The organism is Terrabacter sp. MAHUQ-38 (assembly GCF_014518425.1).
Classification (GTDB): Bacteria; Actinomycetota; Actinomycetes; order Actinomycetales; family Dermatophilaceae; genus Terrabacter.
In genome coordinates this window covers 812,907-838,002 of sequence record NZ_JACVCU010000003.1, presented here as the reverse complement: position 1 = coordinate 838,002, position 25,096 = coordinate 812,907, and the positions used below count along the sequence as shown (strand labels likewise).

At 69.5% G+C, this 25,096-nt stretch carries 24 protein-coding genes; 16 read left to right on the top strand and 8 right to left on the bottom strand.

Translation table 11 applies throughout. From position 1 onward, the window contains the following. Positions 1-19: 19 nt before the first annotated feature. From H9I49_RS14880 to H9I49_RS14850, 7 genes are all read left to right on the top strand, one after another. Positions 20-1,312 carry an MFS transporter gene (locus H9I49_RS14880; RefSeq protein WP_188031119.1) on the top strand — a complete coding sequence of 431 codons (1,293 nt, stop codon included), beginning with the start codon at positions 20-22 and terminating at the stop codon, positions 1,310-1,312. A gap of 82 nt (positions 1,313-1,394) precedes the next feature. Beyond that, complete coding sequence (locus H9I49_RS14875) at positions 1,395-2,153, top strand: methyltransferase domain-containing protein (RefSeq protein ID WP_188031118.1); 759 nt, start codon at positions 1,395-1,397, stop codon at positions 2,151-2,153. 96 nt (positions 2,154-2,249) lie between these two features. Further along, complete coding sequence (locus H9I49_RS14870; RefSeq protein ID WP_188031117.1) at positions 2,250-2,924, top strand: 1-acyl-sn-glycerol-3-phosphate acyltransferase; 675 nt, start codon at positions 2,250-2,252, stop codon at positions 2,922-2,924. Between the two features lie 54 nt (positions 2,925-2,978). Continuing rightward, on the top strand, positions 2,979-4,094 hold the full coding sequence (locus H9I49_RS14865) for a HoxN/HupN/NixA family nickel/cobalt transporter (RefSeq protein WP_370587583.1): 1,116 nt from the start codon (positions 2,979-2,981) through the stop codon (positions 4,092-4,094). 151 nt (positions 4,095-4,245) lie between these two features. Continuing rightward, positions 4,246-4,845 (top strand): recombination mediator RecR, encoded by a 600-nt coding sequence (gene recR, locus H9I49_RS14860; RefSeq protein WP_188031116.1) that lies wholly within the window; start codon positions 4,246-4,248, stop codon positions 4,843-4,845. A gap of 134 nt (positions 4,846-4,979) precedes the next feature. After that, entirely contained in the window at positions 4,980-5,567 is a 588-nt protein-coding gene (locus H9I49_RS14855) for a DUF5063 domain-containing protein (RefSeq protein WP_188031115.1), read from the top strand. Positions 5,568-5,697: 130 nt separating this feature from the next. Beyond that, the gene (locus H9I49_RS14850) at positions 5,698-6,969 is read left to right on the top strand and encodes an aspartate kinase (protein WP_188031114.1); all 1,272 of its coding nucleotides are present in this window, start codon (positions 5,698-5,700) and stop codon (positions 6,967-6,969) included. Positions 6,970-7,018: 49 nt separating this feature from the next. Here H9I49_RS14850 and H9I49_RS14845 read toward each other — a convergent pair whose 3' ends face one another. Further along, positions 7,019-7,429, bottom strand: coding sequence for a RidA family protein (locus H9I49_RS14845; RefSeq protein ID WP_188031113.1), 411 nt, complete (start codon positions 7,427-7,429; stop codon positions 7,019-7,021). A 93-nt stretch (positions 7,430-7,522) separates the two neighbouring features. Between H9I49_RS14845 and H9I49_RS14840 the strand changes: the two genes are divergently transcribed. From H9I49_RS14840 to H9I49_RS14825, 4 genes are all read left to right on the top strand, one after another. Next, positions 7,523-8,422: a LysR family transcriptional regulator gene (locus tag H9I49_RS14840; RefSeq protein WP_188031112.1), complete on the top strand. Its 900-nt coding sequence runs from the start codon at positions 7,523-7,525 to the stop codon at positions 8,420-8,422. A 28-nt stretch (positions 8,423-8,450) separates the two neighbouring features. Continuing rightward, positions 8,451-9,572 carry an oxidoreductase gene (locus tag H9I49_RS14835; protein WP_223128686.1) on the top strand — a complete coding sequence of 374 codons (1,122 nt, stop codon included), beginning with the start codon at positions 8,451-8,453 and terminating at the stop codon, positions 9,570-9,572. 158 nt (positions 9,573-9,730) lie between these two features. Then, positions 9,731-9,952, top strand: coding sequence for a hypothetical protein (locus H9I49_RS14830; RefSeq protein WP_188031111.1), 222 nt, complete (start codon positions 9,731-9,733; stop codon positions 9,950-9,952). A gap of 79 nt (positions 9,953-10,031) precedes the next feature. Continuing rightward, a complete protein-coding gene (locus H9I49_RS14825; RefSeq protein WP_188031110.1) occupies positions 10,032-11,066 on the top strand; it encodes a DNA topoisomerase IB in 1,035 nt (344 codons plus the stop codon). A gap of 80 nt (positions 11,067-11,146) precedes the next feature. Here H9I49_RS14825 and H9I49_RS14820 read toward each other — a convergent pair whose 3' ends face one another. Then, a complete protein-coding gene (locus H9I49_RS14820) occupies positions 11,147-12,622 on the bottom strand; it encodes an MDR family MFS transporter (protein ID WP_188031109.1) in 1,476 nt (491 codons plus the stop codon). A gap of 257 nt (positions 12,623-12,879) precedes the next feature. Between H9I49_RS14820 and H9I49_RS14815 the strand changes: the two genes are divergently transcribed. Then, positions 12,880-14,001 (top strand): glutamate--cysteine ligase, encoded by a 1,122-nt coding sequence (locus H9I49_RS14815; protein ID WP_188031108.1) that lies wholly within the window; start codon positions 12,880-12,882, stop codon positions 13,999-14,001. A gap of 19 nt (positions 14,002-14,020) precedes the next feature. On the opposite strand, the gene H9I49_RS14810 is transcribed toward H9I49_RS14815, so the two are convergent. Continuing rightward, positions 14,021-14,767, bottom strand: a complete 747-nt coding sequence (locus H9I49_RS14810) for a hypothetical protein (RefSeq protein WP_188031107.1) — start codon at positions 14,765-14,767, stop codon at positions 14,021-14,023. A 145-nt stretch (positions 14,768-14,912) separates the two neighbouring features. Between H9I49_RS14810 and H9I49_RS14805 the strand changes: the two genes are divergently transcribed. Together H9I49_RS14805 and H9I49_RS24495 are read left to right on the top strand one after the other, a co-directional pair. Further along, the gene (locus H9I49_RS14805; RefSeq protein WP_188031106.1) at positions 14,913-15,200 is read left to right on the top strand and encodes a DUF1905 domain-containing protein; all 288 of its coding nucleotides are present in this window, start codon (positions 14,913-14,915) and stop codon (positions 15,198-15,200) included. Positions 15,201-15,362: 162 nt separating this feature from the next. Further along, positions 15,363-15,785: a helix-turn-helix transcriptional regulator gene (locus tag H9I49_RS24495; RefSeq protein ID WP_188031105.1), complete on the top strand. Its 423-nt coding sequence runs from the start codon at positions 15,363-15,365 to the stop codon at positions 15,783-15,785. Between the two features lie 32 nt (positions 15,786-15,817). Here the strand turns inward: H9I49_RS24495 and H9I49_RS14795 are convergent, their stop codons facing one another. The 3 genes from H9I49_RS14795 to H9I49_RS14785 form a co-directional block, all read right to left on the bottom strand. Further along, positions 15,818-16,390 carry a GNAT family N-acetyltransferase gene (locus H9I49_RS14795; RefSeq protein WP_188031104.1) on the bottom strand — a complete coding sequence of 191 codons (573 nt, stop codon included), beginning with the start codon at positions 16,388-16,390 and terminating at the stop codon, positions 15,818-15,820. A gap of 319 nt (positions 16,391-16,709) precedes the next feature. Then, complete coding sequence (locus tag H9I49_RS14790) at positions 16,710-17,531, bottom strand: hypothetical protein (RefSeq protein WP_188031103.1); 822 nt, start codon at positions 17,529-17,531, stop codon at positions 16,710-16,712. A gap of 970 nt (positions 17,532-18,501) precedes the next feature. After that, complete coding sequence (locus tag H9I49_RS14785; RefSeq protein WP_255523937.1) at positions 18,502-20,358, bottom strand: hemagglutinin; 1,857 nt, start codon at positions 20,356-20,358, stop codon at positions 18,502-18,504. Positions 20,359-21,745: 1,387 nt separating this feature from the next. On the opposite strand from H9I49_RS14785, the gene H9I49_RS14780 reads away from it, so the two are divergent. Both H9I49_RS14780 and H9I49_RS14775 read left to right on the top strand, forming a co-directional pair. Continuing rightward, positions 21,746-22,135, top strand: a complete 390-nt coding sequence (locus tag H9I49_RS14780) for a hypothetical protein (RefSeq protein WP_188031101.1) — start codon at positions 21,746-21,748, stop codon at positions 22,133-22,135. Between the two features lie 1,068 nt (positions 22,136-23,203). Next, positions 23,204-23,788 (top strand): HD domain-containing protein, encoded by a 585-nt coding sequence (locus H9I49_RS14775; RefSeq protein WP_188031100.1) that lies wholly within the window; start codon positions 23,204-23,206, stop codon positions 23,786-23,788. Here the strand turns inward: H9I49_RS14775 and H9I49_RS14770 are convergent. Continuing rightward, positions 23,738-24,208, bottom strand: coding sequence for an NUDIX hydrolase (locus H9I49_RS14770; protein ID WP_188031099.1), 471 nt, complete (start codon positions 24,206-24,208; stop codon positions 23,738-23,740). The two genes, H9I49_RS14775 and H9I49_RS14770, sit on opposite strands and share 51 nt — an antisense overlap. A gap of 22 nt (positions 24,209-24,230) precedes the next feature. Continuing rightward, positions 24,231-24,968, bottom strand: coding sequence for an XRE family transcriptional regulator (locus tag H9I49_RS14765; protein WP_188031098.1), 738 nt, complete (start codon positions 24,966-24,968; stop codon positions 24,231-24,233). Positions 24,969-25,096: the final 128 nt, after the last annotated feature.

Here is a 25,096-nt window from a genome sequence, read left to right as displayed (position 1 = left end):
TCCCGAGAGGCTGGAGGTCGTGACACCGACCCGCGCCATTCGCATCGTCCTGACCTCCAACGCCATCGAGCACCTTGCGTTCCGCTTCACCCAGCTGGCCCTCCCGCTCGTCGTCCTGAGCGAGTTCGACTCGGCTGCGGCGGCGGGCCTCGTCGGCGGGCTGGCCGGCCTGCCGGTCGTCACGTCGCCGTGGTGGGCTCGGCGGCTGAGGCAACGCCTGTCGGACGGTCGCGGCCTTGCCCTCGTCTCGCTGTGGCAGGCCGCCGCGGTGCTCGTCGTCCCGACCGCAATGCTCGTGGGCGCGCTGCACCTGGTCGTCCTCGCCGTGGCCGGCCTCGCCGTCGGGGTCTCCGACGCCCTGGCGTCGCCGGCCCGCACAGCACTGCTCGGCGACCTCGGCGACCGCCTCGGCGAGGGCATGGCCACACGCGTCGTCACGTGGGACGACGCGCTGCGCCGAGGGGCCATGGTCGTCGGGCCGGGCCTCGCCGGCCTGGGCGTGCACCTCGGCTGGACGAACGCCCTGCTGTGGGTCGAGGGCCTCGCGCTCGTCGTGTCAGCCCTGGTCGTGCGCCGAGTCGTCCTGGCGCCGGCGGCACCCACGTCACCAGCACCCGCAGCACCCACCGCACCCACGGCGCACCGGGCGCGCACGGAGAGGGCGTCCGCGCCGGGCCCGACGAAGACCGCCGGGCACGCGCCGGGCATCCTCGCCTCCGTCCGTCCTCACCCAGACATCATGCGCGGCTGGGTGATGCGGGGAACGAGCTGCCTGCTGTGGTTCGCGTTCGCGCTCGGCCTCGCGGTGCAGGGCGAACGGACCGGGCAGTCAGGGACGCTCTATGCGACGGCCCTGACGGCATACGGCCTCGGGTCGTTCGCGATGACGCTCGCCGTGGCCGCCCGCCCGCCCGCGTCGAGGCCGCTGCGCGTGGCGGCGCTGTCGTGGGCCGGTCAGGGTCTCGCGTTCGGCGCGATGGCGGTGTGGACCACGCCGGTCCCCGTCGCGATCTGGTCGGCCGCCGCGGGGATGGCCACGGTGATCGGGATCCGGGCCATGACCCAGCTGCTGCTCGTGCAGACGACGGGCCCTGCCCGTCGGGCCGCCCTCGCAGGTCAGTCGATCCTCGTCGACGTCACGGTCTCGGCGGGCATGCTCAGTGGTGGTCTCGTCATCGACCTCGTCGGCGTGCGAGCCGCGCTCGGCGCGGCTGGCCTGGCCATCGCTGCCGTCGCGCTCGTCGCCGGCCTCTCGACGGGTGAAGGGCGCCAGCCGCGGCGCGTCCCCGCCGCGGCGACGGCCAGGGGGTGACCTCCGGAACGGCGGCGACCGGGAGAGCGCGGAACATCGTGATTCCGGGTCGGTGGGTCGGCTGCGGCGGTAGCGTTCGGGAGTGACCTTCGAGGTTGCAGCAGACGCCTACGACCGTTTCATGGGGCGCTATTCGGGGCCGCTCGCCACACGGTTCGCCGACTGGGCCGGGGTCGCCCCGCCCGGTCGGGCGATCGACGTGGGCTGCGGCACCGGCGCGCTGACGCGCGAGCTCGTCGAGCGCCTCGGCGTCGGCGGGGTATCGGCTGTCGACCCGTCCCAACAGTTCCTGGCCGCCCTCCGGCAGGCGTTCCCGACGCTCGACGTACAGGCCGGGGTGGCGGAGCAGCTGCCCTACCCTGACGACCTGTTCGACCATGCCCTGGCCCAGCTCGTCGTCCACTTCATGGCGGACCCGGTGGGTGGGCTCCGTGAGATGGGACGCGTCACCCGTCCCGGTGGCACGGTGGCGGCGTGCGTGTGGGACCTCGGTGGCGGAGGGGGACCCCTGACCGCCTTCTGGCAGGCCGCGCGGGACCTCGACCCCGACGTCGACGACGAGTCCGGTCTGCCCGGGGTTCACGAGGGCGAGCTCGCGCACCTCGCCGACGAGGCCGCGCTCAACCAGATCGAGGACGGCGTCCTCACGGTGACCGTGCGGCACGCAACGTTCGAGGAGTGGTGGGAGCCGTACACGTTCGGGGTCGGCCCCGCCGGAGCGCACGTGCAGAGCCTCGACGAGGCCACTCGAGTCGCGTTGCGCGAGCGATGCCGCGAGCTCCTGCCCGAGCCGCCGTTCTTCGTCATGGCCTCGGCGTGGGCGGTGCGCGCCCGAGCGTGACCTGACGCACAACGCCACGCCGTCGGCGGCACGAGCACGCCGTGCACGAGTGGGACGGTGAGCCCGCGGTACGTCGAGCGCCCTAGGCTGTGGCCCATGTTCTACAGCCTCGGGCGCAACGTCCTGTACCCGCTGTCGCACGCGCTGTACCGGCCCACGATCGAGGGCAAGGAGAACATCCCCCGCGAGGGCGGCGTCATCGTGGCGAGCAACCACCTCTCGTTCATCGACTCCTTCGCGATCCCGCTGGCGTCACCGCGCCAGGTCAGGTTCCTGGCCAAGGAGGAGTACTGGACCGGCAAGGGCGTCGGCGGGCTGCTGCGCAAGGGGTTCTTCACCGCGGTCGGGATGGTGCCCGTCAACCGGCACTCACCCACCGCGGCGCAGGAGAGCCTCGACACGGCGCTCGACGTGCTCAAGGCCGGCGACGCGTTCGGCATCTACCCGGAGGGCACGCGTTCGCGCGACGGCCGGCTGTACCGGGGCCGCACAGGCGTGGCGTGGCTGGCGCTCACCGCCCAGGTCCCGATCGTCCCGGTCGGGCTGATCGGCACCGAGGACATCCAGCCCGTCGGGGCGAGCTTCCCGAGGCTGGCCAAGGTCACCGTGCGTTTCGGCAAGCCGATCGGCGTCGAGGAGTATGCCGGGGTGCCGGCGGGAAAGGCTCGCCGGCAGCTGACCGACCGGGTCATGGAGGCGATTGCCGACCTGTCCGGGCAGGAACGCGTGGACGCGTACAACGAGGTGCCCGGTGGCGAGCCCTCCGCCTGACTGAACTGTGGCGTTCCCGTGCAGATGCGACCCAGTCGCATCTAGTCTTCTGATGTGACCGCACCGCCGACGACCGCCAGGACCCGCCCGCCGCTGCTCACCCGCCTCGGCCGTGAGGAGCGCCGCAGCCTCGTCGGCATGGCCGTCTTCATCGCGCTGCTGCACGTCGTCGGCTGGGGACTGCTCGTCCTCGTCGTGGCCCCCGAGGGGTACCGCGTCGCCGGCCAGCTCTTCGGCGTCGGGCTCGGCGTCACGGCATACACGCTGGGGATGCGCCACGCGTTCGACGCCGACCACATCGCCGCCATCGACAACACGACGCGCAAGCTCATGACCGAGGGCCGACGCCCGCTGAGCGTCGGCTTCTGGTTCAGCCTCGGCCACTCCTCGGTCGTCTTCATCATGGTCATGCTCCTGGCGTTCGGCATCCGTGCCCTCGCCGGCGCGCTCCAGGACGACGGCTCGACCCTCCAGGAGGTGACCGGTGTCTGGGGAACCACGGTCTCGGGGCTCTTCCTCCTGCTCATCGGCCTCGTCAACCTCACGGCGCTCGTGGGCATCCTCAAGGTCTTCCGCCGCATGCGGGCAGGCCACTACGACGAGGCGGAGCTCGAGCGGCAGCTCGACAATCGGGGGTTGCTCAACCGCATCCTCGGCCGGGTCACGCGCGCGGTCAGGAAACCGTGGCACATGTACCCCGTCGGCCTGCTCTTCGGGCTGGGCTTCGACACCGTCACCGAGGTGGGGCTGCTCGTCATCGCCGGTGGCGCGGCCGCCGCCGACCTGCCCTGGTATGCCGTGCTGACCCTTCCGGTGCTCTTCGCGGCCGGCATGTCGCTCCTCGACAGCATCGACGGCACGTTCATGAACGTCGCCTACGGCTGGGCCTTCAGCCGACCGGTGCGCAAGATCTACTACAACATCGCCGTCACGTCGCTGTCGGTCGCCGTCGCGCTCGTCATCGGCGTCATCGAGCTCGCCGGGCTGCTCGCCGACAAGCTCGGCGTCACCGCCGGGCTGCTCGCGTGGGTCGGCTCAATCGAGCTCGCCGACGTCGGTTTCTGGATCGTCGGGCTCTTCGTCGTCACGTGGGTCGTCGCGCTGGCGATCTGGCGGTTCGGCCGCATCGAGCAACGCTGGGAGGGCGCCCTCGTCGACGGCGGCGCCTGACCCGGCAGGCTCAGGGTCGGCGGGCGCGCGAACTCAGCCGGGGCGCAGCTGGCGCGCGGGTTCGGGCTGCTGGGGGCGCGCGAACTCAGCCGGGGCGCAGCCGGCGGTGCGGCAGTCCGCGGGCGGGCTTTGCGAGGCATAGGGTTGCGGTGTGTACGAAGGCGCGGTGCAGGACCTCATCGACGAGCTCGGACGGCTGCCCGGCGTGGGTCCCAAGAGCGCGCAGCGCATCGCCTTCCACCTGCTCCAGGCCGACGCCGACGAGGTCGCGCGCCTCGTCACCGCGCTCACCGAGGTCAAGGCGAAGGTCCGATTCTGCGACGAGTGCGGCAACGTCGCGCAGGCCGAGAAGTGTCGCATCTGCGCAGACCCGCGCCGCGACCACACGGCGATCTGTGTCGTCGAGGAGCCCAAGGACGTCGTCGCGATCGAGCGCACGCGCGAGTTCCGCGGCACCTACCACGTGCTCGGCGGCGCGATCAGCCCCATCGACGGCATCGGCCCCGACGACCTGCGCGTCCGTGAGCTGATGACCCGTCTCGCCTCCGGCGAGGTGCAGGAGGTCATCATCGCGACCGACCCCAACCTCGAGGGGGAGGCGACCGCGACCTACCTCTCGCGGCTGCTGCGCGACGTCGGTGTCATGGTGACCCGGCTCGCGTCGGGCCTACCCGTCGGCGGCGACCTCGAGTACGCCGACGAGGTGACCCTCGGCCGCGCCTTCGAGGGCCGGCGGCGCGTCGACGCCTGACCCCCGCCCCGGGGCCACCCGAGCGGGGTGGGAGGGGCTGGGTCGACGCGCCTCCCAGCCAGACGGCAGACTGGGCGCACCGCCACAGAAGCAGCCCCAAGGCATACGCCGGGGCCCGACCCGGGAGTGACGCGATGTCCAGCCCAGCCACCGACGCCAACGACGCGAACGCCGTCGACGACCTCGGCGGCCTCGCCGTCCTCACGGCCGCGGAGGCGAGCGCCTTCCTCACGGCGGTCACCGAGGTCGCCTCGGGCAGCTCACCCGACACCGCCCTGCCCGTGCTGACGCTCGCGCTCTCGCAGGTGCTCGTCGCCGGCGCGCGCCTCGGAGCCATCCAGGACGTCGTGCCCGAGGACCGCTTCGAGCCCGACGCCGCCGACGACGACGCCGACCCGCTTCGCACCGGCCTCGCCAACGTCTTCGCCGGCATCGACGACTACGTCTACGTCGTCGACCCCATCACGTCGTCCGAGCGTGCCGACGGCTCGATCACCAACGACCTCGTCGACGTCGCGGTCGCCCTGAGCCATGGTCTCAAGCACTACGCGGCGGGCCGCACGACCGAGGCGCTGTGGTGGTGGCAGTTCAGCTACCTGTCCGAGTGGGGCGACCGGGCGCTGATGGCGCTGCGCGCGCTCCTGTCGATCCTGTCCCACCTGCGTCTCGACGTCGACGAGGAGACCGCCGGCGAGGCGGAGTTCGACGCGCTGCACCCGTAACCAGCGCAAGAACGTACGGTCCCGGGGACGAATCCACGCACATCTCACCATCGCGACGCCCGGATGGACGCTGCCGGCGCGAGCCTAGACTCGATGCCACCGCAGACCACCGAGCAGATCCGGAGCCAGTGTGAGCATCGTCGTCCAGAAGTACGGCGGTTCGTCCGTGTCCGACGCCGAGGCCATCAAGCGCGTGGCCCGGCGCATCGTCGAGACGCAGCGCGCCGGTCACTCGGTATGCGTCGTGGTGTCGGCGATGGGAGACACGACCGACGAGCTGATGGACCTCGCCGAGCAGGTGACCCCGGCCCCGCCGGCCCGTGAGCTCGACATGCTCCTCACGTCCGGCGAGCGCATCTCGATGGCCCTCGTCGCCATGGCCATCGCCCAGCTCGGCGCCGAGGCACGGTCCTTCACCGGCAGCCAGGCCGGTGTCATCACCGACGACGCCCACGGCGCGGCCCGCATCATCGACGTGACGCCCGGCCGCATCCAGAGCGCGCTCGACGCCGGCCACATCGCGATCGTCGCCGGCTTCCAGGGCGTGAGCCAGACGACGAAGGACATCACGACCCTCGGCCGCGGCGGCTCCGACACGACCGCCGTCGCGCTCGCGGCCGCCCTCGAGGCCGACGTCTGCGAGATCTACACCGACGTCGACGGCGTCTTCACCGCCGACCCCCGCATCCTGCCCAGCGCCCGCAAGCTCGACGTCCTGTCGATGGAGGAGATGCTCGACCTCGCCGCCAACGGCAGCAAGATCCTGCACCTGCGCTGCGTCGAGTACGCCCGCCGCTACGGCATCCCCATCCACGTGCGCTCGTCCTGGTCGCAGAAGGCCGGCACGTGGATCAAGGACAACCCCTACGAAGGAGAAGGCGCTGTGGAAGCTCCGATCATCGCCGGCATCGCCCACGACCGCAGCGAAGCCAAGATCACCATCGTCGGGGTGCCCGACCGGGTCGGCGTCGCGGCCAAGATCTTCGGCGCCATCGCCGAGTCCGGCATCAACATCGACATGATCGTCCAGAACGTGTCGGCCGCCGAGACCGCGAAGACCGACATCTCCTTCACGCTCCCGCAGGCCGACGGCGCCCGTGGCATGCAGGTGCTCCAGTCGATCAAGCACGACGTCGCCTACGAAGACCTTCGACTCGACGACAAGATCGGCAAGATCGCCCTCGTCGGCGCAGGTATGAAGAGCCACCCGGGCGTCTCCGCGAAGTTCTTCGGAGCCCTCGCCGAGGCCGGCATCAACATCGAGATGATCTCGACGTCCGAGATCCGCGTCTCGGCGGTGACGCGTGCCGAGCAGCTCGACGAGGCCGTCCGTGCCGTGCACACGGCGTTCGGGCTCGACTCGGCCGACGAGGCGATCGTCTACGGCGGCACCGGCCGCTGACGCTGAGCTGCACGTATGCCGCTGAGCCCGCTCAGCGGCACACGTGCAGCTAGGTGGTCGCTGCGGGCACGACGGCCCAGGCCTCGACCTCGAGCAGGAAGTCGGCGTCGAACAGTGCGCCCACCTGCACGGCTGTGCTCGCGGGACGGTCGGCGTCGTCGATGTGCTCGAGGCGGACGGCCCGAAGCGCGGCGATGTCCGCCATGTCGACGAGGTAGTAGTTGAGCTTGACCACCTCGCGGAAGGTGGCGTCCTCGGCAGCGAGGCAGAGGCGGATGTTCTCGAAGACCTGCCGAGCCTGCGCGGTGAAGTCGCCCTTGCCGACGAGCGCTCCCTCGGCATCGCGCGAGACCTGCCCGGCGACGACGACGAGCCGTCCCTCGGCCCCGACGACGTTGGAGTAGCCGGGTGCCTCGAGCACGCCCTCCGGCGCATGGTGACGGATGATGTGACTGCTCATGCGGCAAGTCTCGCGACCCCACATCCATCGCACCAGCGCATGCTCCTCATACAAGCCATGCGCCAGCAGCATGGCAGTCGCTAGGGTGACGGCGTGGACACCAACCTCCTGCACACCTTCGTGGAGGTGTGCAGGAAGGGCTCCATCAGCGCCGCGGCACACTCGCTGCGCTACACGCAGTCCGGGGTCTCCCGCCAGATGGCCGCTCTCGAGTCCGAGCTCGGGCACGTGCTCCTGATCCGTTTGCCCCGAGGCGTGGCTCCGACCGCCGCGGGGGCTACCCTGCTCCGCCACGCCCAGGCCGTGCTCCGCGGGCTCGACCGCATCAGCGATGCCCTCGACCACCCCGACCGGGGCCCGTCGACCTTCGTCGTCGGCGCCATTCCGTCGGCGGTCCAAGCGCTGGTTCCACAGCTGGTGGCGGCTCACACGAAAAGCCACCCCGACACGAGAATCCTTGTGCACGAGGCGCATTCACCGGACCTGATGGCACGGACCGCCACCGGCGAGCTCGACGCGGCGATCGTGACCGACTACCCGCCGGGCCTCGAGCCCACGGCGGACGTCGTCCTCGAGCACGTGCGTGACGACGACGTCCACGCCATCGTCCCGGCTGGTCACCGACTCGCGCGTGCGACGACACGACGCCTTCGGCTCGAGGCCCTGGCCGACGAACCGTGGATCGAGGACCACCGCGGCTCCGAGCAGACTCTGCGACAGGCGGCCCACCGCGCCGGATTCGCGCCACGCATCGAGCACGGATGCGGCAGCCTCGCCGGCAAGGTCGCGCTCGTCGGGGCCGGCCTCGGGGTTGCCGCGGTGCCGGGAATTCTCGTGCCGGCCCTCGGGCCCGAGGTGGTCGCGCGGCGGCTCGTCGACGCACCCGTCCGTGCCGTCTACCTCGCCGTTCACCGCCCGGCCTCGGTCACGGCGCCGGTGGCGACCCTCCTGGCCACGCTCCTGGATGCGATCGGGGGACGTACCGGGCGGTAAGGGGCAATTCGGACCTAGGTTGGGGTTCATGACGACTCGTGCCCGAAGCCTGGTGATCGCCATCGCGTGTGCCGCTACCGTCGCGCTCGTGACCCAACCCGTCAGCTCGTACGCGGCCAAGCCCGCGGACGCGGGCCGCCACCTCCCCAGCGCCGCTGAGGCGACGGCATACGGCTGGACCCTCAGTCCCACCGGTACGACGGAGCGCTTCCGCGGGCTCGCGCCCGTCTCCCATGACGTCGCGTGGGTCAGCGGCACGAACGGGACCGTGCTGCGCACGACCGACGGCGGCGCGACGTGGGCCGACGTGCGCCCGCGGGGGCTCGGCACCGAGGCGCTGCAGTTTCGCGACATCGAGGCCTTCGATGCGCAGCGCGCCGTCATCCTGTCGATCGGCGAGGGCGAGGACTCGCGCATCCTCGTCACGGACGACGGTGGCGCGACGTGGGCCGAGTCGTTCCGCAACACCGAGCCGACCGCCTTCTACGACTGCATCGCGTTCAGCTCTCCCCAGCGCGGGCTCGCGATGAGCGACCCCGTCGCCGGGCGCTTCCGGCTCGTCGAGACCTCGGACGGCGGCCACTCGTGGTCGCTCGTCGACGCGTCCGGTATGCCTGACGCGTTGCCTGGTGAGTTCGGTTTCGCCGCGTCCGGCACGTGCCTGTCGACGGGGGTCGGCGGCCGCACCTACCTCGCGAGCGGCGGAGTCGACCCGGGTCGTTTCTTCACGTCGAGCGACCACGGCCGCACGTGGACCGTCGCCGACAGCCCTGTCGCAGGTGGCCCCTCGGCCGGAATCTTCTCGGTGAGCTTCCGCGACGCCCGTCGTGGCGTCATCGTCGGCGGCGACTTCGCGGCGCCCAGCGGCGCGGTCGACAACGCCGCCTGGACCGACGATGGCGGGGCGACCTGGACGACGTCGACGACGAACCCGTCGGGCTACCGCTCTGGCTCGGCGTGGGTGTCCGGCACGGCGCGCACGGCGCGCACGGTGCTGGCAGTGGGGCCGTCGGGCTCGGACGTCTCGACCGACGGCGGGCGCTCGTGGTCGACCTTCGACGCCGGGAGCTTCGACTCTGTCGAGTGCACGGACGACGGCGCGTGCTGGGCCTCCGGCGAGCAGGGCCGCGTCGCCCTGCTCACCCCCTGAGGCTGTCCGGATCGGGTGGAAAGTGCCCACTCGACGGTGTGGTGCGCCGCCTGGGCAGGCCGTTCGAGGAGGCGCATCCGCACAGGTTCGGCCCCCAGAGGCGTGGGTATGGGTGAAGGCACAGCAACCACCAGCTCGGGGCGATAGGTAGAACGAACGTGACCCCTCACGAATCACATCTGCAGAGCGACGGATCGGTCTTCCCACCCGTCACGCCGGACCCTCCGCCGCCTCCGGGCGAACCGGAGATCGAGGTGCCGGACATCGTGCCGGTCGCGGCTCCGGACGGCCCGGACACGGCCGTCGACACGCGTGAGTCGTCCGAGGCGACGTCCGAGACGGCGGGCAGCCGGCCGGAGAGCGCCGAGCCGACCGACTGACGAGCTCGCCCGGGTCCTCCGACGCGAGCGCATCGGCGGTCAGGGTTGGCCCGAGGCGGTCACCGGGTAACAACCGGGCGTGAGACTGCGTCGGAGCAACCTGGACCAACCCGGCATCCGGCGCGTCCGGCGCGGCAGTGGCTTCGGCTACGTCGACGCCGACGGTCGGGCCATCGACGCCGAGACCCGCGAACGGGTCAAGGCCCTCGTCATCCCACCGGCGTGGCAGGACGTGTGGATCTGCCCGTACGCCAACGGCCACATCCAGGCGGTCGGCACCGACGACGCCGGCCGGCGGCAGTACCTCTACCACGAGGCCTGGCACGAGGAACGGGGCCGTGAGAAGCACGACCGGGTCCTCGTCCTCGCGCGCAAGCTCCCCGCCATGCGCAAGCAGATCGCGGCCGACCTGCGCACGAACGGCCTGACGAGACGACGCGTCACAGCCGCTGGGCTGAGGATGCTCGACGCTGGGCTCTTCCGCAGCGGCGGCGAGGAGTACGAGGCGGAGCACGGCTCGCACGGCGTCGCGACGCTACTGCGGTCGCACGTGTCGGTGAGCGGCGAGGACGTCACCTTCGAGTTCCCGGCCAAGTCGGGCGTGATGCGCGAAGCCGTCATGACCGACCAGCTGCTCGCGCGGGTCGTCCTGTCACTCCAGCGAAGTGGCTATCCGGGGGAGCGTCTCCTCGCGTACCGCGACACGAGCGGCTGGCACGAGCTGCGCTCCGGTGACCTCAACGTGGCGTTCAAGGAGCTCGTGGGGGAGGAGTACACCGTCAAGGACCTGCGCACCTGGGCCGCGACCGTGACCGCGGCCGTCGCGCTGGCGCAGACAGGGCCGGTCGGGACCGAGCGCGAGCTCAAGCGCGCCGAGAAGGACGCGATGACCGTCGTCGCCGAGCATCTGGGCAACACGCCCGCCGTGGCACGCCGGTCGTACGTGGATCCGCGCGTCCTCGACGAGTACTCCGTCGGTCGCACCATCGCGCGGGGGATGTCGCGGTTGACCAAGGCCGACCGTGCCCGGCTCGAGCGCGGCGAGCTCGTCCGGGTGCGCGACCGGGACACGCTCGAGCGAGCGGTCCTGCGCCTGGTCAACAGCAGCGACTGAGCCCACCGGCCCACCGGGCGAATGCCGCTGGGTCGCCTTGCGCGACAAGGACGCCCGGCCGCCCTTGACGGCGCCACCGCTCAGGTGCTGGAGGACTCGGTCTCGACCTCGGGCTGCATCCCAGGGGTGGACGGGCTCGGCTCGACGTCCTCCGCGCGCGTGTGCGGCATGAGAAGTCCAGCCGCGAGGCTGACGGCCGCCGCTACGAGCGTCGCGAGGAAGACCGCTGCCGACCCGTCGCGGATCGCGGTGATCGACGCGTCGCCGCCGCGGGACGCGATGACGGCATTCGCGATCGCCCCGAAGATCGCGACCCCGACGGCGCTGCCGACCGAGCGCATGAACATGTTCGAACCGGTGACGACGGCGCGCTCGTTCCACGCCACCGACGCCTGGGCCGCGATGAGCGTCGGCGTCGCGACGAGGCCCAGCCCGAGGCCGACGACGAAGCACGACAGGGCCGTCGACCAGACGTTGGGGCTGCTCGACGTGAGCCACAGGGCCAGCGACCCGATGCCCGCCAGCACGAGACCGATGAGCGCCGTCGGGCGGAAGCCGAAGCGCAGGTAGAGGCGCCCGGACTGCGACGCGGACACCGGCCAGCCGAGGGTCAGGGCGGCGACCGCGAGGCCGGCGACGACTGGCGTGGCACCGGTCGTCCGCTCGAGGAACGTCGGAACGTAGGACGTGAGCCCGACGAGTACCGCACCGACGCCGATCGAGATGAGCGACGTCGCGACGATGAGGCGCCGCGAGAAGATGTCGAGCGGGAGCACCGGCTCGGTGGCCCGCCGCTCGATCGCGACGAACGCGGCGAGCAGGAGGGCGCCGACCGCGAACGACCCGATGCTCTGCCACGACGCCCATGCCCACGCCTGTCCGCCCTCGAGGACGGCGAGGATGAGCAGGGTCAGCGCGACCGTCAGTACGGCCGCACCCGCGTAGTCGATGTGGTGCCGGCGACGCTCGACCGACTCGTCGTAGCTGCGCCACAGCATGGCCGCGGCGAGCAGGCACAGCGGGATGTTGACGAAGAAGATCCAGCGCCACGAGAGGAACTGAGAGAAGACGCCACCGAGGGACGGGCCGACCACGGACGACGCGGCCCACACCGAGGCGATGTAGCCCTGCGCCTTGGCCCGCTCGGCGACGGTGTAGATGTCACCGGCGATCGTGATCGTCAGCGGCAGCACCGCTCCGGCGCCGAGGCCCTGCACGGCGCGCATGACGATGAGCGAGGTCATGTCCCAGGCGATGCCGCAGAGGATGGACCCGAGAAGGAAGAGGCCGATCCCCACGAGGACGACCGGCTTGCGCCCGAGCGTGTCTGCCAGCTTGGAGTAGACGGGGACCGACACGGCCTGCGCGAGCAGGTACACGGAGAAGAGCCAGGGGAACTGGGTCAGGCCGCCGAGGTCGTCGACGATCGAGGGGACGGCCGTCGCGAGGATCGTCGCGTCGATCGCGATGAGTGACGTCGACAGCATGAGGGCGACGAGGATGGGCCCGCGGTCCGAGCGGAATCCCACGGTGGTCGAGGTGGACGAGGTGGACATGGTCCTCCAGAGTCTCGGGGCGACATCAGGTGACAACGTGGGCAGGCGGCATTCATTCCCGCGGCGTCCGGCATGCGGGCCGGCCGCGCCTGACTCGGACCACCGCGAGATGGGTACGTCAGAGGTCGAGACCCCTCGAGTGCCGAACGGAGGGCGTCCCGGCATCTGCGTGTGCGGACGGACGCCGCTTGGCCGCATTCCGGCACCACCTCGGCCCGGCGGCATACGTCCATCGTGGTGTCACGGAAGGAACGGTCATGGTGCGGACCCTCGGCGTCGAGGAGGAGATGCTCCTCGTCGACATCCGCAACGGGCGTCCACGCTCCGTGTCGGGGCGCCTGCTCGTGCGCGCCGCGCACCACCCGCCGGAGGTCGCCGGCGTCGGGGTGCACGGGGCGGTCGAGGGGGAGTTCCAGCAGCAGCAGATCGAGACCCACACCGCACCGGCCTCCGCCCTCAGCAGCTTGCGGTGCGAGCTGCGGCACTGGCGCGGGGAGGCCGTCGCGGCAGCCCGTGCGGCCGGCTCGAACGTGGCGGCGCTCGGCACGTCGCCGTTACCCGTCAAGCCCATCCTGGCGAAGTCGACGAGGTACGCGTGGATCGAGGACCGCTACGGGCTGACCTCCCGCGAACACCTCGTCTGCGGGTGCCACGTGCACGTGTCGGTCGAGAGCGACGAGGAGGGCGTGGGTGTCATCGACCGGATCCGGGTCTGGATGCCGGTGCTGCTCGCCCTGAGTGCGAACTCGCCCTTCTGGCGGGGCGAGGACACGGGCTACGCGAGCTTCCGGTCGCAGGTGCTCTCGCGGTGGCCGTCGTGGGGGCCGACCGACGTCTTCGGGTCGGCGGCGGCCTACCACCAGCGCGTGCGGGAGATGGTGCTGACGTCGGTGATCCTCGACGAGGGCATGGCCTACTTCGACGCCCGGCTGGCCGTGCACTACCCGACGGTCGAGCTCCGCGCGGCCGATGTGTGCTTCACCGTCGAGGAGGCCATCGTCATCGCGGCCCTGTCGCGTGCTCTCGTCGAGACGGCCGCCGCCGAGTGGGCCCGCGGGACGGCGGCACCCCAGGTGCCGACCCTCCTGCTTCGGATGGCGACGTGGCAGGCGGGGCGCGAGGGCATCGAGGGCAACCTCGTCGACTGGCGCAGCGGGCGGCCGCGCCCCTGTTGGCGGGTCGTCGACTCCCTCGTCGACCATGTGGGCCCCGCGCTCGCGGACGCCGGTGATCTCGAGGTCGTGCAGGACGGGCTCGCACGGCTGCGCGACGAGGGGAACGGCGCGATGCGGCAGCGAGCCATGCTCGAGAAGACCGGTCAGCTCGTCGACGTCGTCGCCGAGGCCGTCCGCGAGACCGCGGACCGCCCCGACAGGTGAGGCGTGGTCTCGGCGGCCGTCACTCGGGACGCGGGAAGCGCACGTCGAGGTCGGGCATGGCGAAGACCCGGCGACTGATCTGCGTGTGTCCCAACACGTACGCCAGGCCGAGCACGACCCCCGTGACGACGATCGCAGTCGTGCCCGCCCCGACGGCGCCGGCGACCAGAGCACCGAGCGTCCCCGCCACGATCGCGTTGACGACCATGAGGAAGAACGACGTGCTGCCCACGATGTGCAGCACGAGGTTGCGGCGGTGGCCGAGCGCGTAGGTGTGCATGAGGCCGTGCTCGTCGTCGTGCACCGAAGCCGTCAGGTACGGCGCCAGCTCGGGGGCCAGCTCGACGTAGGCGTGACGCATACGGTTCATCGCGCGGACGAGGTCCGCGTCCTCCCGGCTGGCCAGGTTGACCCGGATGGCCGTCAGCGTGCCCATGACGAGCGCGGCCGAGGCGAGGCCGATCGCCATGGTCTGGAACGCGGTGCCGAATCCTGTCACCTGCGCCGTGAGCGCCAGCACCAGGAGGAACGCCGACACGACCGTCAGGTGGATGTTGATCCGGCTCATGACCTCGGACCACGTCATGGAGCGCGTGCCGAGCAGGCTCCAGTGCTCCGTGGACAGGTACACCGGCAGGCCCGGCGTCGCGGCGTCCCGCAGGCTCGGTGGCAGGCTCGGTGGCAGGCTCGGTGCGCGGCTGGGCGACGCCGGGGGCACCGTGGGCTCCGAGGTCGGCGGCGTGGGACTGGGATCGGCGGCGACCATGGTGCCTCCCGGGTTCAGGTGGTCGGTGCTCTGACTCTCCCAGTGTCGTCCGGCAGGGGAGGCTGTGGGCGGGGTCCGCGGATTGGGGCTGATGTCGGGGCGGCATACGGCCTCGGGAGCCCCGGGGCGCTCCTATCCTGACCGGATGGAGTTCGAGTTCGAGGGCGAGGTGATCTGGTGGAAGGGTCCGTCGCCGTTCCACTTCGTGCCGGTGCCCGACGAGGAGTCGGCGCACATCGAGGCCGCGAAGTCGCTCGTGACGTACGGATGGGGCGTCATCCCCGTCACCGCGTCGATCGGCGACACCGACTTCACGACGTCGCTCTTCCCCAAGGACGGTCGGTTCCTCGTGCCGGTCAAGGATGCCGTCCGGCGCGCCGAGCGCCTCGAGCTGGGTGACGTCGTCACCGTCCGCCTCGCGGTCGACTTCTGAACTCCCGGGGACCGCGCACCGGGGGCGGCCCCATGGCCGTGCTCTTCGCTGCGGCGTACCCGATCCGGGTGCGCCAGCTGGTCCCGGTGGAGGATACGGACGCGTATGTCTTCGCCCGACGTACGCCTGGACGCTGGGATCCTCTGTGACTGAAGACGATTCGTGTGCCGGGCCGTCTGTCACGGCCACGAGGGCACGCCGCGGCTCTTCCTCACGGAATGCACTCGGCGATCGATCCGCTGTGTTCCTGCGCGAAGCCGCTCTGGAGGGTCCCCATCGGGACGCCAGGGCGTCGGCCGCCGGCATCTCGAGCTCGTGGATGACGAAGCCGTTGTTGGGGGAGGCATACGACGCCAGGTACCCGGCACAGCTGCCGGTGCCCGGCTTCCCCGTGAGGCGTCGGGCGCACCGCTCACACCCCAGGAGGACCGGATCGCGCGCCTCGTCGCCGAAGGGCTGTCGAACAAGGAGATCGCAGCACGCCTGGTCGTCAGCCCCAAGACGGTGGAAGGTCACCTCCACAACATCTTCGGGAAGCTCGGCGCGAGATGCAGAGCGCAGGTTGCTAGCCGGCTGTTGCCGTAGGCACGACAGCGCCCTCGAACGTGCCGCGGGACTCAGCGAGCGGGAGCCTGCTCGGACGACGGCTGCCACTCCCGTCTGATCAATCCGAAGACCCACGAGTCCGAGACCTCTCCGTTCACGACGCAGTCTTCCCGCAGCGTCCCTTCACGCACGAACCCGAGCTTCTCCAGCACCCGGGCAGATGCCACGTTGCGAGTGTCGGTCTCGGCCTGGACGCGATTCAGGTCCAGCGTCTCGAACGCCCACCGCAACAACCCGCGCGCGGCCTCCGTCGCGTAGCCGTGGCCCCACGCTGCAGCATCGAAGCAGTAGCCCAGTGACGCACTGCGGTAGTCCGGGTTCCACCGGGTCACGGTGCACCAGCCGATGAACGCCCCGTCGGAGACGCGCTCCACGGCGAGCCGCGCTCCGGTGCCCTCCTCTGCCATCTGCCGGCAAGCCGTGATGAACCGCTCGGCGCGCACGCGCTCACTCCACGGCGGAGCGTCCCAGTAGCGCAGCACGTGGGCATTGCTCTGCAGCGCGAAGATGTCGTTCGCATCCGTGTCGTCGAAGGGACGCAGTCGGAGTCGGGCAGTGTGCAGCGTGGGGGTGGGCAGCGACATGTGCGTAACTTCCCTCTCGTGCCGGTGGTCTGCCAACCAGACATCCTGTGCCCGCCCAGTCGCAACGGGTTTCTCGATGGCGGGGACAACGGCGAGCCCGATCGTCAGCCGGCGACGGCGAAGGCCCCCTGCCTGTGACTGGCAGAGGGCCTTTGACCTGCGGAAACACTGGTCGGGGTGACAGGATTTGAACCTGCGACCTCTTCGTCCCGAAGCACGCCGGTAGCACTGGGATTCGGTGTCCCTGAGCACGACCAGCGTCCCTAGGTGTCCGAGGCGAGGTGGCGTTGTCGCAACCGACTGTCACTCAGTTAGTCACTCAGGCGCCAATGGCGCGCAGCTCTTCCGTGAGTCGGTTCATCTTGTCTTGGTAGGCCTTGGCTGCCGGGGACACCACGCGGCCCATGCGCATGGCGTCGATGATCATCTGGCGGGACTCGCCCTTGCGCCTTGCGCCCTGATAGGTCAGGGCTGCGACCGTTGGCAGCGCGAGCCAGAACCAGGGCGACACCTGCAAGGCGAGAATCACAATGATCAATGCGAGCGGGGGTGTCGCACTGATTCGCAGTTCCCCCTCCGCGCGCATGCGGTCGACCTCAGCGAAGAGTGCCGGTTCATCGCCTACCAGGAGAGTGGCGGGCAACTCCAGCTCTTCCGTACTCCGCTCGTAGGCTTGCCGCTGCCCGTCGGCGATCCGCCACTCGGCCTCGTCAGCGATGTCCGGCGGAACGGACAATTTGCTCTGCTCCAGGGTCCGTGTGATCGAAGAGTAAGTCTCTTGGATTAGTGCACCCGCTGGCATCTGCATGACACGCAAATGCTTGTGCGACGGGTCGTGCTCGAACTCCTTGAGCATCTGCCGCCGAGATCGAGCGGATGGCGTGTAATTGGCTTCTACGTAATCGGTGGCCATCTGGCTGACTGCCCCAAGGAAGTAGGCCACCACCCCCGCACCGAGCCCCAGCCAGAGCGGACCGACGTGTGTCGCCAGATCGTAAACAGAGGCTGCGGTTGGGTTTGCTGGTCGCTTGGATGGGTCAGGTTTGACTAGAAGCCACGTGAACAGGAGCCACAAGTACCCAGTTGTCAGCGGTGCTCGCATGTCGCGGAATCCGGGGAGCGCGTTCGCGAGGATCTGCATGCGACTACGGAACCACCTACGCCTCGAGTTGACGCGCATTCAAGAAGGGGTGTCCGCAAACCGGCCAGGGAGAGCCACCGACCCGATAGCGGAGCACAAGAGCCGGGCGGACTGGCCGCGTCAGCGGTGGCCGGAGGCCATCACGCAGTGACGCGCAGCGCCGTTGACGCGGTCACGGAGCCGGGCGGATGCTCAAGCGTCGGGTCGGCGGCTCGGAGGTCAGTTGGCCTGCTGACGTGGGGCTGGCCGTGTGCTTGCTTGGAAGGCGCAGCCCGAAGCGGACCGGACGGCGAGCGGTGGGGGTGCGCGCAGGCCGGAGCGGAGCGGAAGGCCGGAGCGCGGGGGTCCCTGCCGTGAGCTGGACGGGACGCGCTGGGCGAGCCGGCGCGGCGGAGCCGCGCCCTTGATCTCATAGAGCCCGATCCAGCAGTGCCGCACATCAGGTGGCACAGATCCGTCGCACCTCAACTGGCACAAGTCACGCGCGAGTGCCCCAGGTGCGCACAGAGAGTGATATCGGCCCGAGGTCGAGACCCTGATCCCGCTGACCGTGGTCTCAGCTCGGGCCGACAGGAGCTGCTCGGGCATCGGCACTTGACGTCGCGTTTTGGCTCGTCGGTCGCGGCCGAGGCCGTATGCCGCAGACCTGGGAGCGGATGCTGCGGCATACGGCTGCTGGGGGTGTGTCGCCTCGCGACAAGGGCCGGCTCGATGAGCAGAAGCCCGCCGGGCCCGCCGACGCTCGTGTCGGGATACTCGGCGGCAGCCGCGGTCCTGGTTGGCCAGTGACGAATGAGGGGCGGAAGGCCTCCCCCAATTACCCTCCAATGCCAGTGGCGACCTATGCCCGAGAAGTGGTGCGCTCGTGTTGGCAGGGCCGCCGACGGCCGACCCGAACAAAGCGCTAAGGCGATGTGGTCCGGCGAATGTGCTCGCCGGACCACATCGTTCAGGTCGCGGATTCAGGCGGTCAGGGGCTGCTCACCGTCCCGCCGTTGCTGATCGTCAGCGCCGACGTCTCGTGGCAGCTGGCCGGGATGTCACGCTGGGCGTTGTTCGTGCTGTCATAGGCGACAGACCACGAGTACGACCCGGAGGCTGTCTGTGCCGCTGGCTGCGTGGCGGAGTCCACGGTCCTCACGGTCTGGGGGGAGGCCCCGGAGACGGGTCGGGTCGTGGTGTAGATCGGCGAGTCGCCGCCGACGGCGCAGTCGCTCGACGCGTAGAGCGCGAACGAGACGGTTCCGGCGAGGGCACCACCGGCCGAGGCGCTGATCGTCGCCGAGTCCCGCGGGACCCAGCTCTGGGCCGTGGTCATGCTCGACGGGACCGTGGTCACGGTGACGTCTTCGTTGGTGTCTGTGCAGGCGCCGTTGTGCGTCAGGCCGTTGGTGTTCGGCAGGTTGCCGCTGTAGACGGCCACCCAGTGGTAGTTGCCGGGGTCTGCTGGCACGAACTGCGGGTTGGGCGAGTTGTACGTCCCGTTGCCGCTCACGTCGACCGGGCCGGAGGTGTAGACGAGGGTGCCGCACCCGGTGTCGCTCGGGCCGAACAGCTTGAACGTGATCGTCCCGCCCGCGGCAGCGCCTGCCGTGCCGGTCAGGTTGATGACCGGGTTGGCCGGCTGCGTCGCCGTGCCGCCGAGGGTGGCGGAGTCGGTGACGGCGTTTCCGAGGAGGACGTCGTCACCGGCCGTGGTCGACAGGGTCGGCGTGACCGGGTTGACCGTGAAGCACTCTGTCGCGCTCGAGTCGCTGGAGCCGCTGATGTTGTTCGCGGGGTCTCCGCTGAAGACGCCGCGCCAGCAGTACCGCCCGGCGGAGGTGACATGTGCCGTCGGAGACACCACCGTGACGGGGTAGGAGGCCCCGGTCAGGTTGGTGCTGCCGACACTTGTGCCTCCGGTGTCGCAGAGTCCGGGCGAGTCGACCTTGCACAGGAAGAACGCGACCGAGCCGGCCGGAGTGGCGGTGCCGCCCTGGATGTCGACGACAGCCGAGTCCTTCACCGCGACGACCCCGGTGCCGATCGAGAGGCCGCCCGCCGGGATGCTCGCCCCTGCGCCGTCCTTCGGCGTCGTGACGGTCGTCGAGGTGCAGTTGCCGATCGGCGTCACTGGCTGAAGGACGGTGTCCTTGTAGTCAGCCGAGTCCGAGTTGCCGGTGACGGTGCTCGGGATGACGTTGGCGAACGACCGGCAGGCGTTGCTGCCGCCGAACACCGTGTCGGTCAGGTTGAGCGCGGCCTCGCCGAAGAAGCCGTCAGCACTGTACTCGGCGGCCGAGACGTTCGCGTTGAGCAGGGTCGGGGCGCTCAGGGTGAGGTTGGGCGCGGTGCCCGACCAGGTCCGCAAGAACAGGTCCTTGCTGCCACCTTGCTGGTCCCACAGGATCATGAAGTCGCCGGCTTGGCGGTTGGCCCACGGGTTGCAGCCGGCGATGAGGGAGTCGTTGCTAGCCGTGTAGTCACCACATGCTGCGGGTGGCGGGTCCTGCATGAACTCGAAGGCGATGAAGCCGCTGCCGGTGTTGCTGTCGCGCTCCCACGCGAAGTAGAGCCAGTCGTCGCCGTCGGTGTCGCTGGCCGTCCCGAGGAAGGCCTGGCGCAGGTCGACCTGCCCGTTCGGGTTCGTGAGGCCGAGTGTGGGGACCGCGTCCTTGTGGATGACGCCGATCTTGGTCGTGTTGGAGTTGAGCGGGCCGAGCTCCTTGACGTTGCCTTCCGGGTCGTCGAGCGTCTGGTCCGCGTCAGCGCCCGGAACCGTGCCGTTGATGCTGAACGGGGGAACGGTGCCGGCCAGGGCGGCCGGGGCAGCGAGGACGGCCAAGGGCAACGCGATGGCTGCCAGGACGGCGAGAAGCTTCCCTCGTAAGCTTCGCCGGTAATTCGCGCCAGGCCTTCTGCTGGACCTGGTGATCCGTGCGGTCATGAAGTTCTCCAGGTGTGGTGGAGGACCCGCACCACTACGGTGCGGGGGGACCCACCGACCGCTCGTACGGTGTCGGATGCCTCGACCCCCGAGTACTTCACGAGGCAGCCCGCTCCGACTCATCGGTCCTGCAGATGGGCTACCCAACTCTTGAGGCTAGGAACGCCCCACCTCGGGCGCTGAGGAATGCAGGAAGTCGTCCGATATGGGGGACAAGTCCAAGCATCAGTCCGGAAAAGCCTTGCATGACAGGATAATTCGCGAAACGGCCGATCATAGACGGCGACGAGCCATCTGGGGATGATGGATGACCTGCGGCAATGCGTGCTGACCGTCCGCATCTAACGTCGCATCGCGACCAGTTCACAGGGCCTCGCCCGGCGCCCCGGGCCATCCCGACGGAACGCGCTCCCATTGGGCTTGCGGCGGGGGCTCTTGTCATTCTCCACCGGGGCCTGCTCGCTGGGGGCCGCGCTTCGTGACGCCGGTCAGCCTCGGAGATGGGGTATGCGCACTCCAGGCCGTCGTCAGGATCAAGAAGCGGTTCCGGCGGCGGCCGCCCGTTCCTCCGCAAGGTCCTGCTGGTGAGTTCAATCGTGCAGACGTGGCGCGCCGGGGTGACGCCGGCTGACGCCGGCTTGGTATAGCGCGCGCCGCACCGCTGACTGCGAGCGGTCGGTCAGCTCGGCGAGCTCGTGGATCGAGCGCCCCGCGCGGTGGTGCTCCGCACGAACGCGGGCAGCGTGGCCCGCCGCGCGGGCCTCGGCGAACTTGTGGCGGTGGAGACGAACTCCGGGAGGGCTGCGAGCACGGGACGTCCGGGGTAGGGCATGCACCGAACGTACTCATGCGTGCATCAGCCGTCTCGGCACGGGCCGGCGGAACATGCCCAGGTGTCCTCTTTGTGGAGCAACGCCCAGTAAGTGCCGTGGCACAAGGCGTCGGGACGGATTCAGAGTCGCGACCCATCTTGATAAACTCGTTATCGCGCCGTTTTCACGACGACGTACCCAGACTTTTTTCGTGAGGGAATCCGGGTCGGGTGGACGGGGACCTGCTGGATGGCCGATGACCACCGGGGGGGCGGTTGTCACAATTGTGCATTCTGCGCGCTTGAAAGGCATCAGTCGTGAAACGAGTCATAATTCTGCTTGCTAGCTTCTTCCTCCTATTCGTCACCGCCGCGTCGACAGCGCAAGCGGCCAGCCCCCACTTCAAGAGGAACGGGGAACCCGTCTGTACGATCACCGCGACCGGCTCGTCGACGTCGACGAGCTGCCGGACGGTGCTCGCAGGCCTGGGCAACGAGGACCTGCTCGCCACCGTTTCGGTGTCCGGGTTCGCGGTCTACCAGTGCCAGAACAACGGCGGCAACACGGCGCCGGGCCAGAACAAGGTCCTTGTCGGGCCAGCGGTTGCACCGACCTTCATCGACTCCTCGGCGATCAAGAACGGCAACCTCACCCTGGTGACCAGCCCGGCCGTGCTCAGCGCACCGGAGACCGTGACCGGGGCTGAGGCTGGCTGCCCCAACCCCAACTGGACGGGCGTCAACCCGACCCTGACGGTGACCGACATCTCGCTGGTCATCGAGCAGCCGCCGGGCACCGAGATCTTCAACTGCTCGGCTTCCAACCCGGCCGGACTTTCTGGATCTGTGCTCCTGACCTGCTAGCCCGATTGGAAAAGCACCACTCGCATAACATCTGAAAAGCGTGAGGCCCCGGATACAGCGTTCTCCCATCGCCTTCCGGGGCCTCACCTCATATTTCGTCTAACTCAAATTCAGTGGCCGGCCCGACGATGCAGAGATTTTGACTTAGGGATGAAAGTCTCACTTCCTGCCGTTCAATACTTGCGAACTACTTCTCACTGAAGTGCGCGGAACGTCGCTCAGCCAATATCGTGCGACGGGAGGCCGTGGCGCATATTGCCGGGTGCCGAGGGAGCGACGCTGCGGCCTGCGTCCCAGATCGCGGTTGCCGTGGTGGCGGTCGCCAGCCTCGCGCATTGGCCGGAGTGTTTTGACGGATCGCCAGACACGCCGGCCTGGTGTCCGCCACGATGTGTCTGCGCGTCGTCCGTACCGACAGACCCTCCGTCAGTCCTGGCGTCGACAGAGCTCTCAGCAGGCCCCCCAATCCTTTGCTGGGAGCAGCGACGCTGCCCCGTGGGGGCGGGGCAGCGTCTGCATGCAGCAGACCGGCGGTGGATCGAGGTCGCGCGGCTGTAACGCCCGGCGCCCCCTTCCGATGGTTGTCATGAGGCCGCGCTGGGATCCCTGCCCAGCGCGGTCTTGTTGTGTGCTGCCTCCTCGTGTAACGCTCGGCTAGCCGCCCGCGATGAGCAGGGTAAGTGGCGGCACCCGGACCCCCGAGCGGGTGCCGCCACCTTTCCGTTCCCGGAAAAAGCGCCGCTCAGCATGCGGGCGGGTGCATGCTGGTGGAGGGTCACTTCTTAGGGCAGCGACCCCGCCGCACCCACTACCTCGATTGCGCTCACAACCAATCGCCGGGAGCGGCGACAACCGAAGAAGAGTTCCCCACCGGCGACCAGCTCCGCAGGCTGCGTCCCGGGACGCGAGGCCCGACCTTTCTGCCGGTGGAGGTGGAGGTCGGGCCTCGTGCTACTCCCTCAGCGTTCAGGCCTCCCGGCGGCCAGTCCGTTTGACGCCGGGCGGTCCCCTGCGCCTCTGACTCTTCCGCTCATCGGCTGAATCCGCGCCTTCCTCCGGTCCGGCAGAATGGGGTTAATGCGGACTCAGACAGCCCCAAACTTGGCAGCCGATCGCCTTGGCCGACGTGGCCGGCGTTGGAGGCATGTCCAACGGGTCGGCCGGTTGGCGGAGTCACTCGACGTCCGGGGTCTTGTGTCGGCGGAGGTGCTGGCTGCGGCCTGGCTTCATGATGTGGGCTACGGGCCATCCGTGGCGCGGACGGGGTTTCATCCGCTCGACGGGGCTCGCTTCCTTCAGGAGCAGGGTGTTTCGGCCGAGGTGGTGGCGCTGGTGGCTCATCACACCGGAGCGCGGTTCGAGGCCGAGGAGCGGGGACTGCTTGATGAGTTGGAGACGCTGCCGTCGCCGCCCCCGGAGGATCTTGATGCGCTGACCCTCATCGACCTGGTCGTCGGGCCGACTGGCGAGTTGACGACGCCTGGGCGTCGCATCGAGGAGATCCTCACTCGCTATGGCTCGGGTGATCCGGTACATCGTGCAGTGACGCGTTCGCGGTCGTCGTTGCTGGATTCTGCCGCAAGGGCTAGGTCGCGGCTGGGCCTATCCGATGAATGGCCGCTGGCTCCCGGCCAGGGCGTGTTGAAGGCGTAGCCGCATCGAAGGATGCAGGTCAAGCTGCTCGATTTGCTCGGGGGTGAGCCATTCGACTTCGCTGCTCTCGCTGCTGGTGCGCTTCCGGCCTCCGATGAGGCGGGCGCGAAAGGCGATGGAGAACTGTTGACGGACCTCGCCGTCGTCGTAGGACATAACGTGGTGGGGGTTGGTGTACGTCCCTGTGATGGTCTCGACCTGCACGTCGTAGCCGGTCTCTTCCTTGACCTCGCGGACGACAGTGTTAGCGATGGACTCGCCGGGTTCGTGGCCGCCTCCGGGCAGCGCCCACTTGTCGTTGTCGGTCTTGTGGATCATCAGGACCCGGCCCTGGTCGTCCTGGACGATGGCCACGACAGAGGGCACGACGCTGTTGATGGCGGGTGCGTCGGGGTCGTCGATGTAGTCAATGCGTCCCATCACGCGAGAGTACGAGGATCGGTCAGACGGGTCGAGCGGTTGCCCAGACGCGGTCGTAGGAGTCCAGGTAGTGGCTGAACAGCCGGCCTCCGGGGATGCGGTTGATGTGCAGCACCGGGGAGTGTGATGCGCTGGCGCCGTAGGCGTGCGGGTTTGCGAGCAGGATGTCGTCGAAGCGGAAGATCGAGGCGTAGAGCGTGGTGCCGTGCTGGCGGGCTTGCATCCGCGCCGGACCAATGACCGGGGCGAAGTACTTCCACGTGAGCTTGCAGCGTGCGGCCATGAGATCGTCGATGCCTTCCTCGCGCCCCCGTAGCCCGACGGCCTCACTGGCGGGGTCTCCGAGGAGGAGCCGGACCCGCACTCCGTTGCGGGAGCGGTCGGCCAGGTGGTCGACGAAGCCGGGGATCGCGTCGTGCAGGAAACTTCCGGCGTACGCGAGCAGGTCGATGGACTCCTTGGCGTCTCCGACCAGGGAGAGCCACGTGTCGGCATCGATCGCACCGCGGCTCGGATAGAGGCGCACCAGCTCGGCCTCGGTCGCGGAGCGGCTGATCCGATCGGATTCGGTTGCTGGCCAAAGGAATCCATCGCTCTTGCCAAGGATCGCCGCTGCGCTCAATCTGTGCGGACGGTGCGGCACGCGCTCCTTGGTGATCCAGCGCTCGACGGTCTTCGGGTCGACCCCGACCTGCTCGCTGAAGCTCTGCAGGTTCAGTCCCGCGCTGGTGATTGCTGCCCTGAGCCGTTCGTTCGACATGACCCCTCCTGTGAACGTTATGGGACGTTTCTAGCACACAAGGACGTCCTGAAACGTCCCATGACGTGGTGTATTTGTCCCCTTTGTCTGCGGTCGTCTGGTCTCGGGCAATACGGCCCTAAACACGA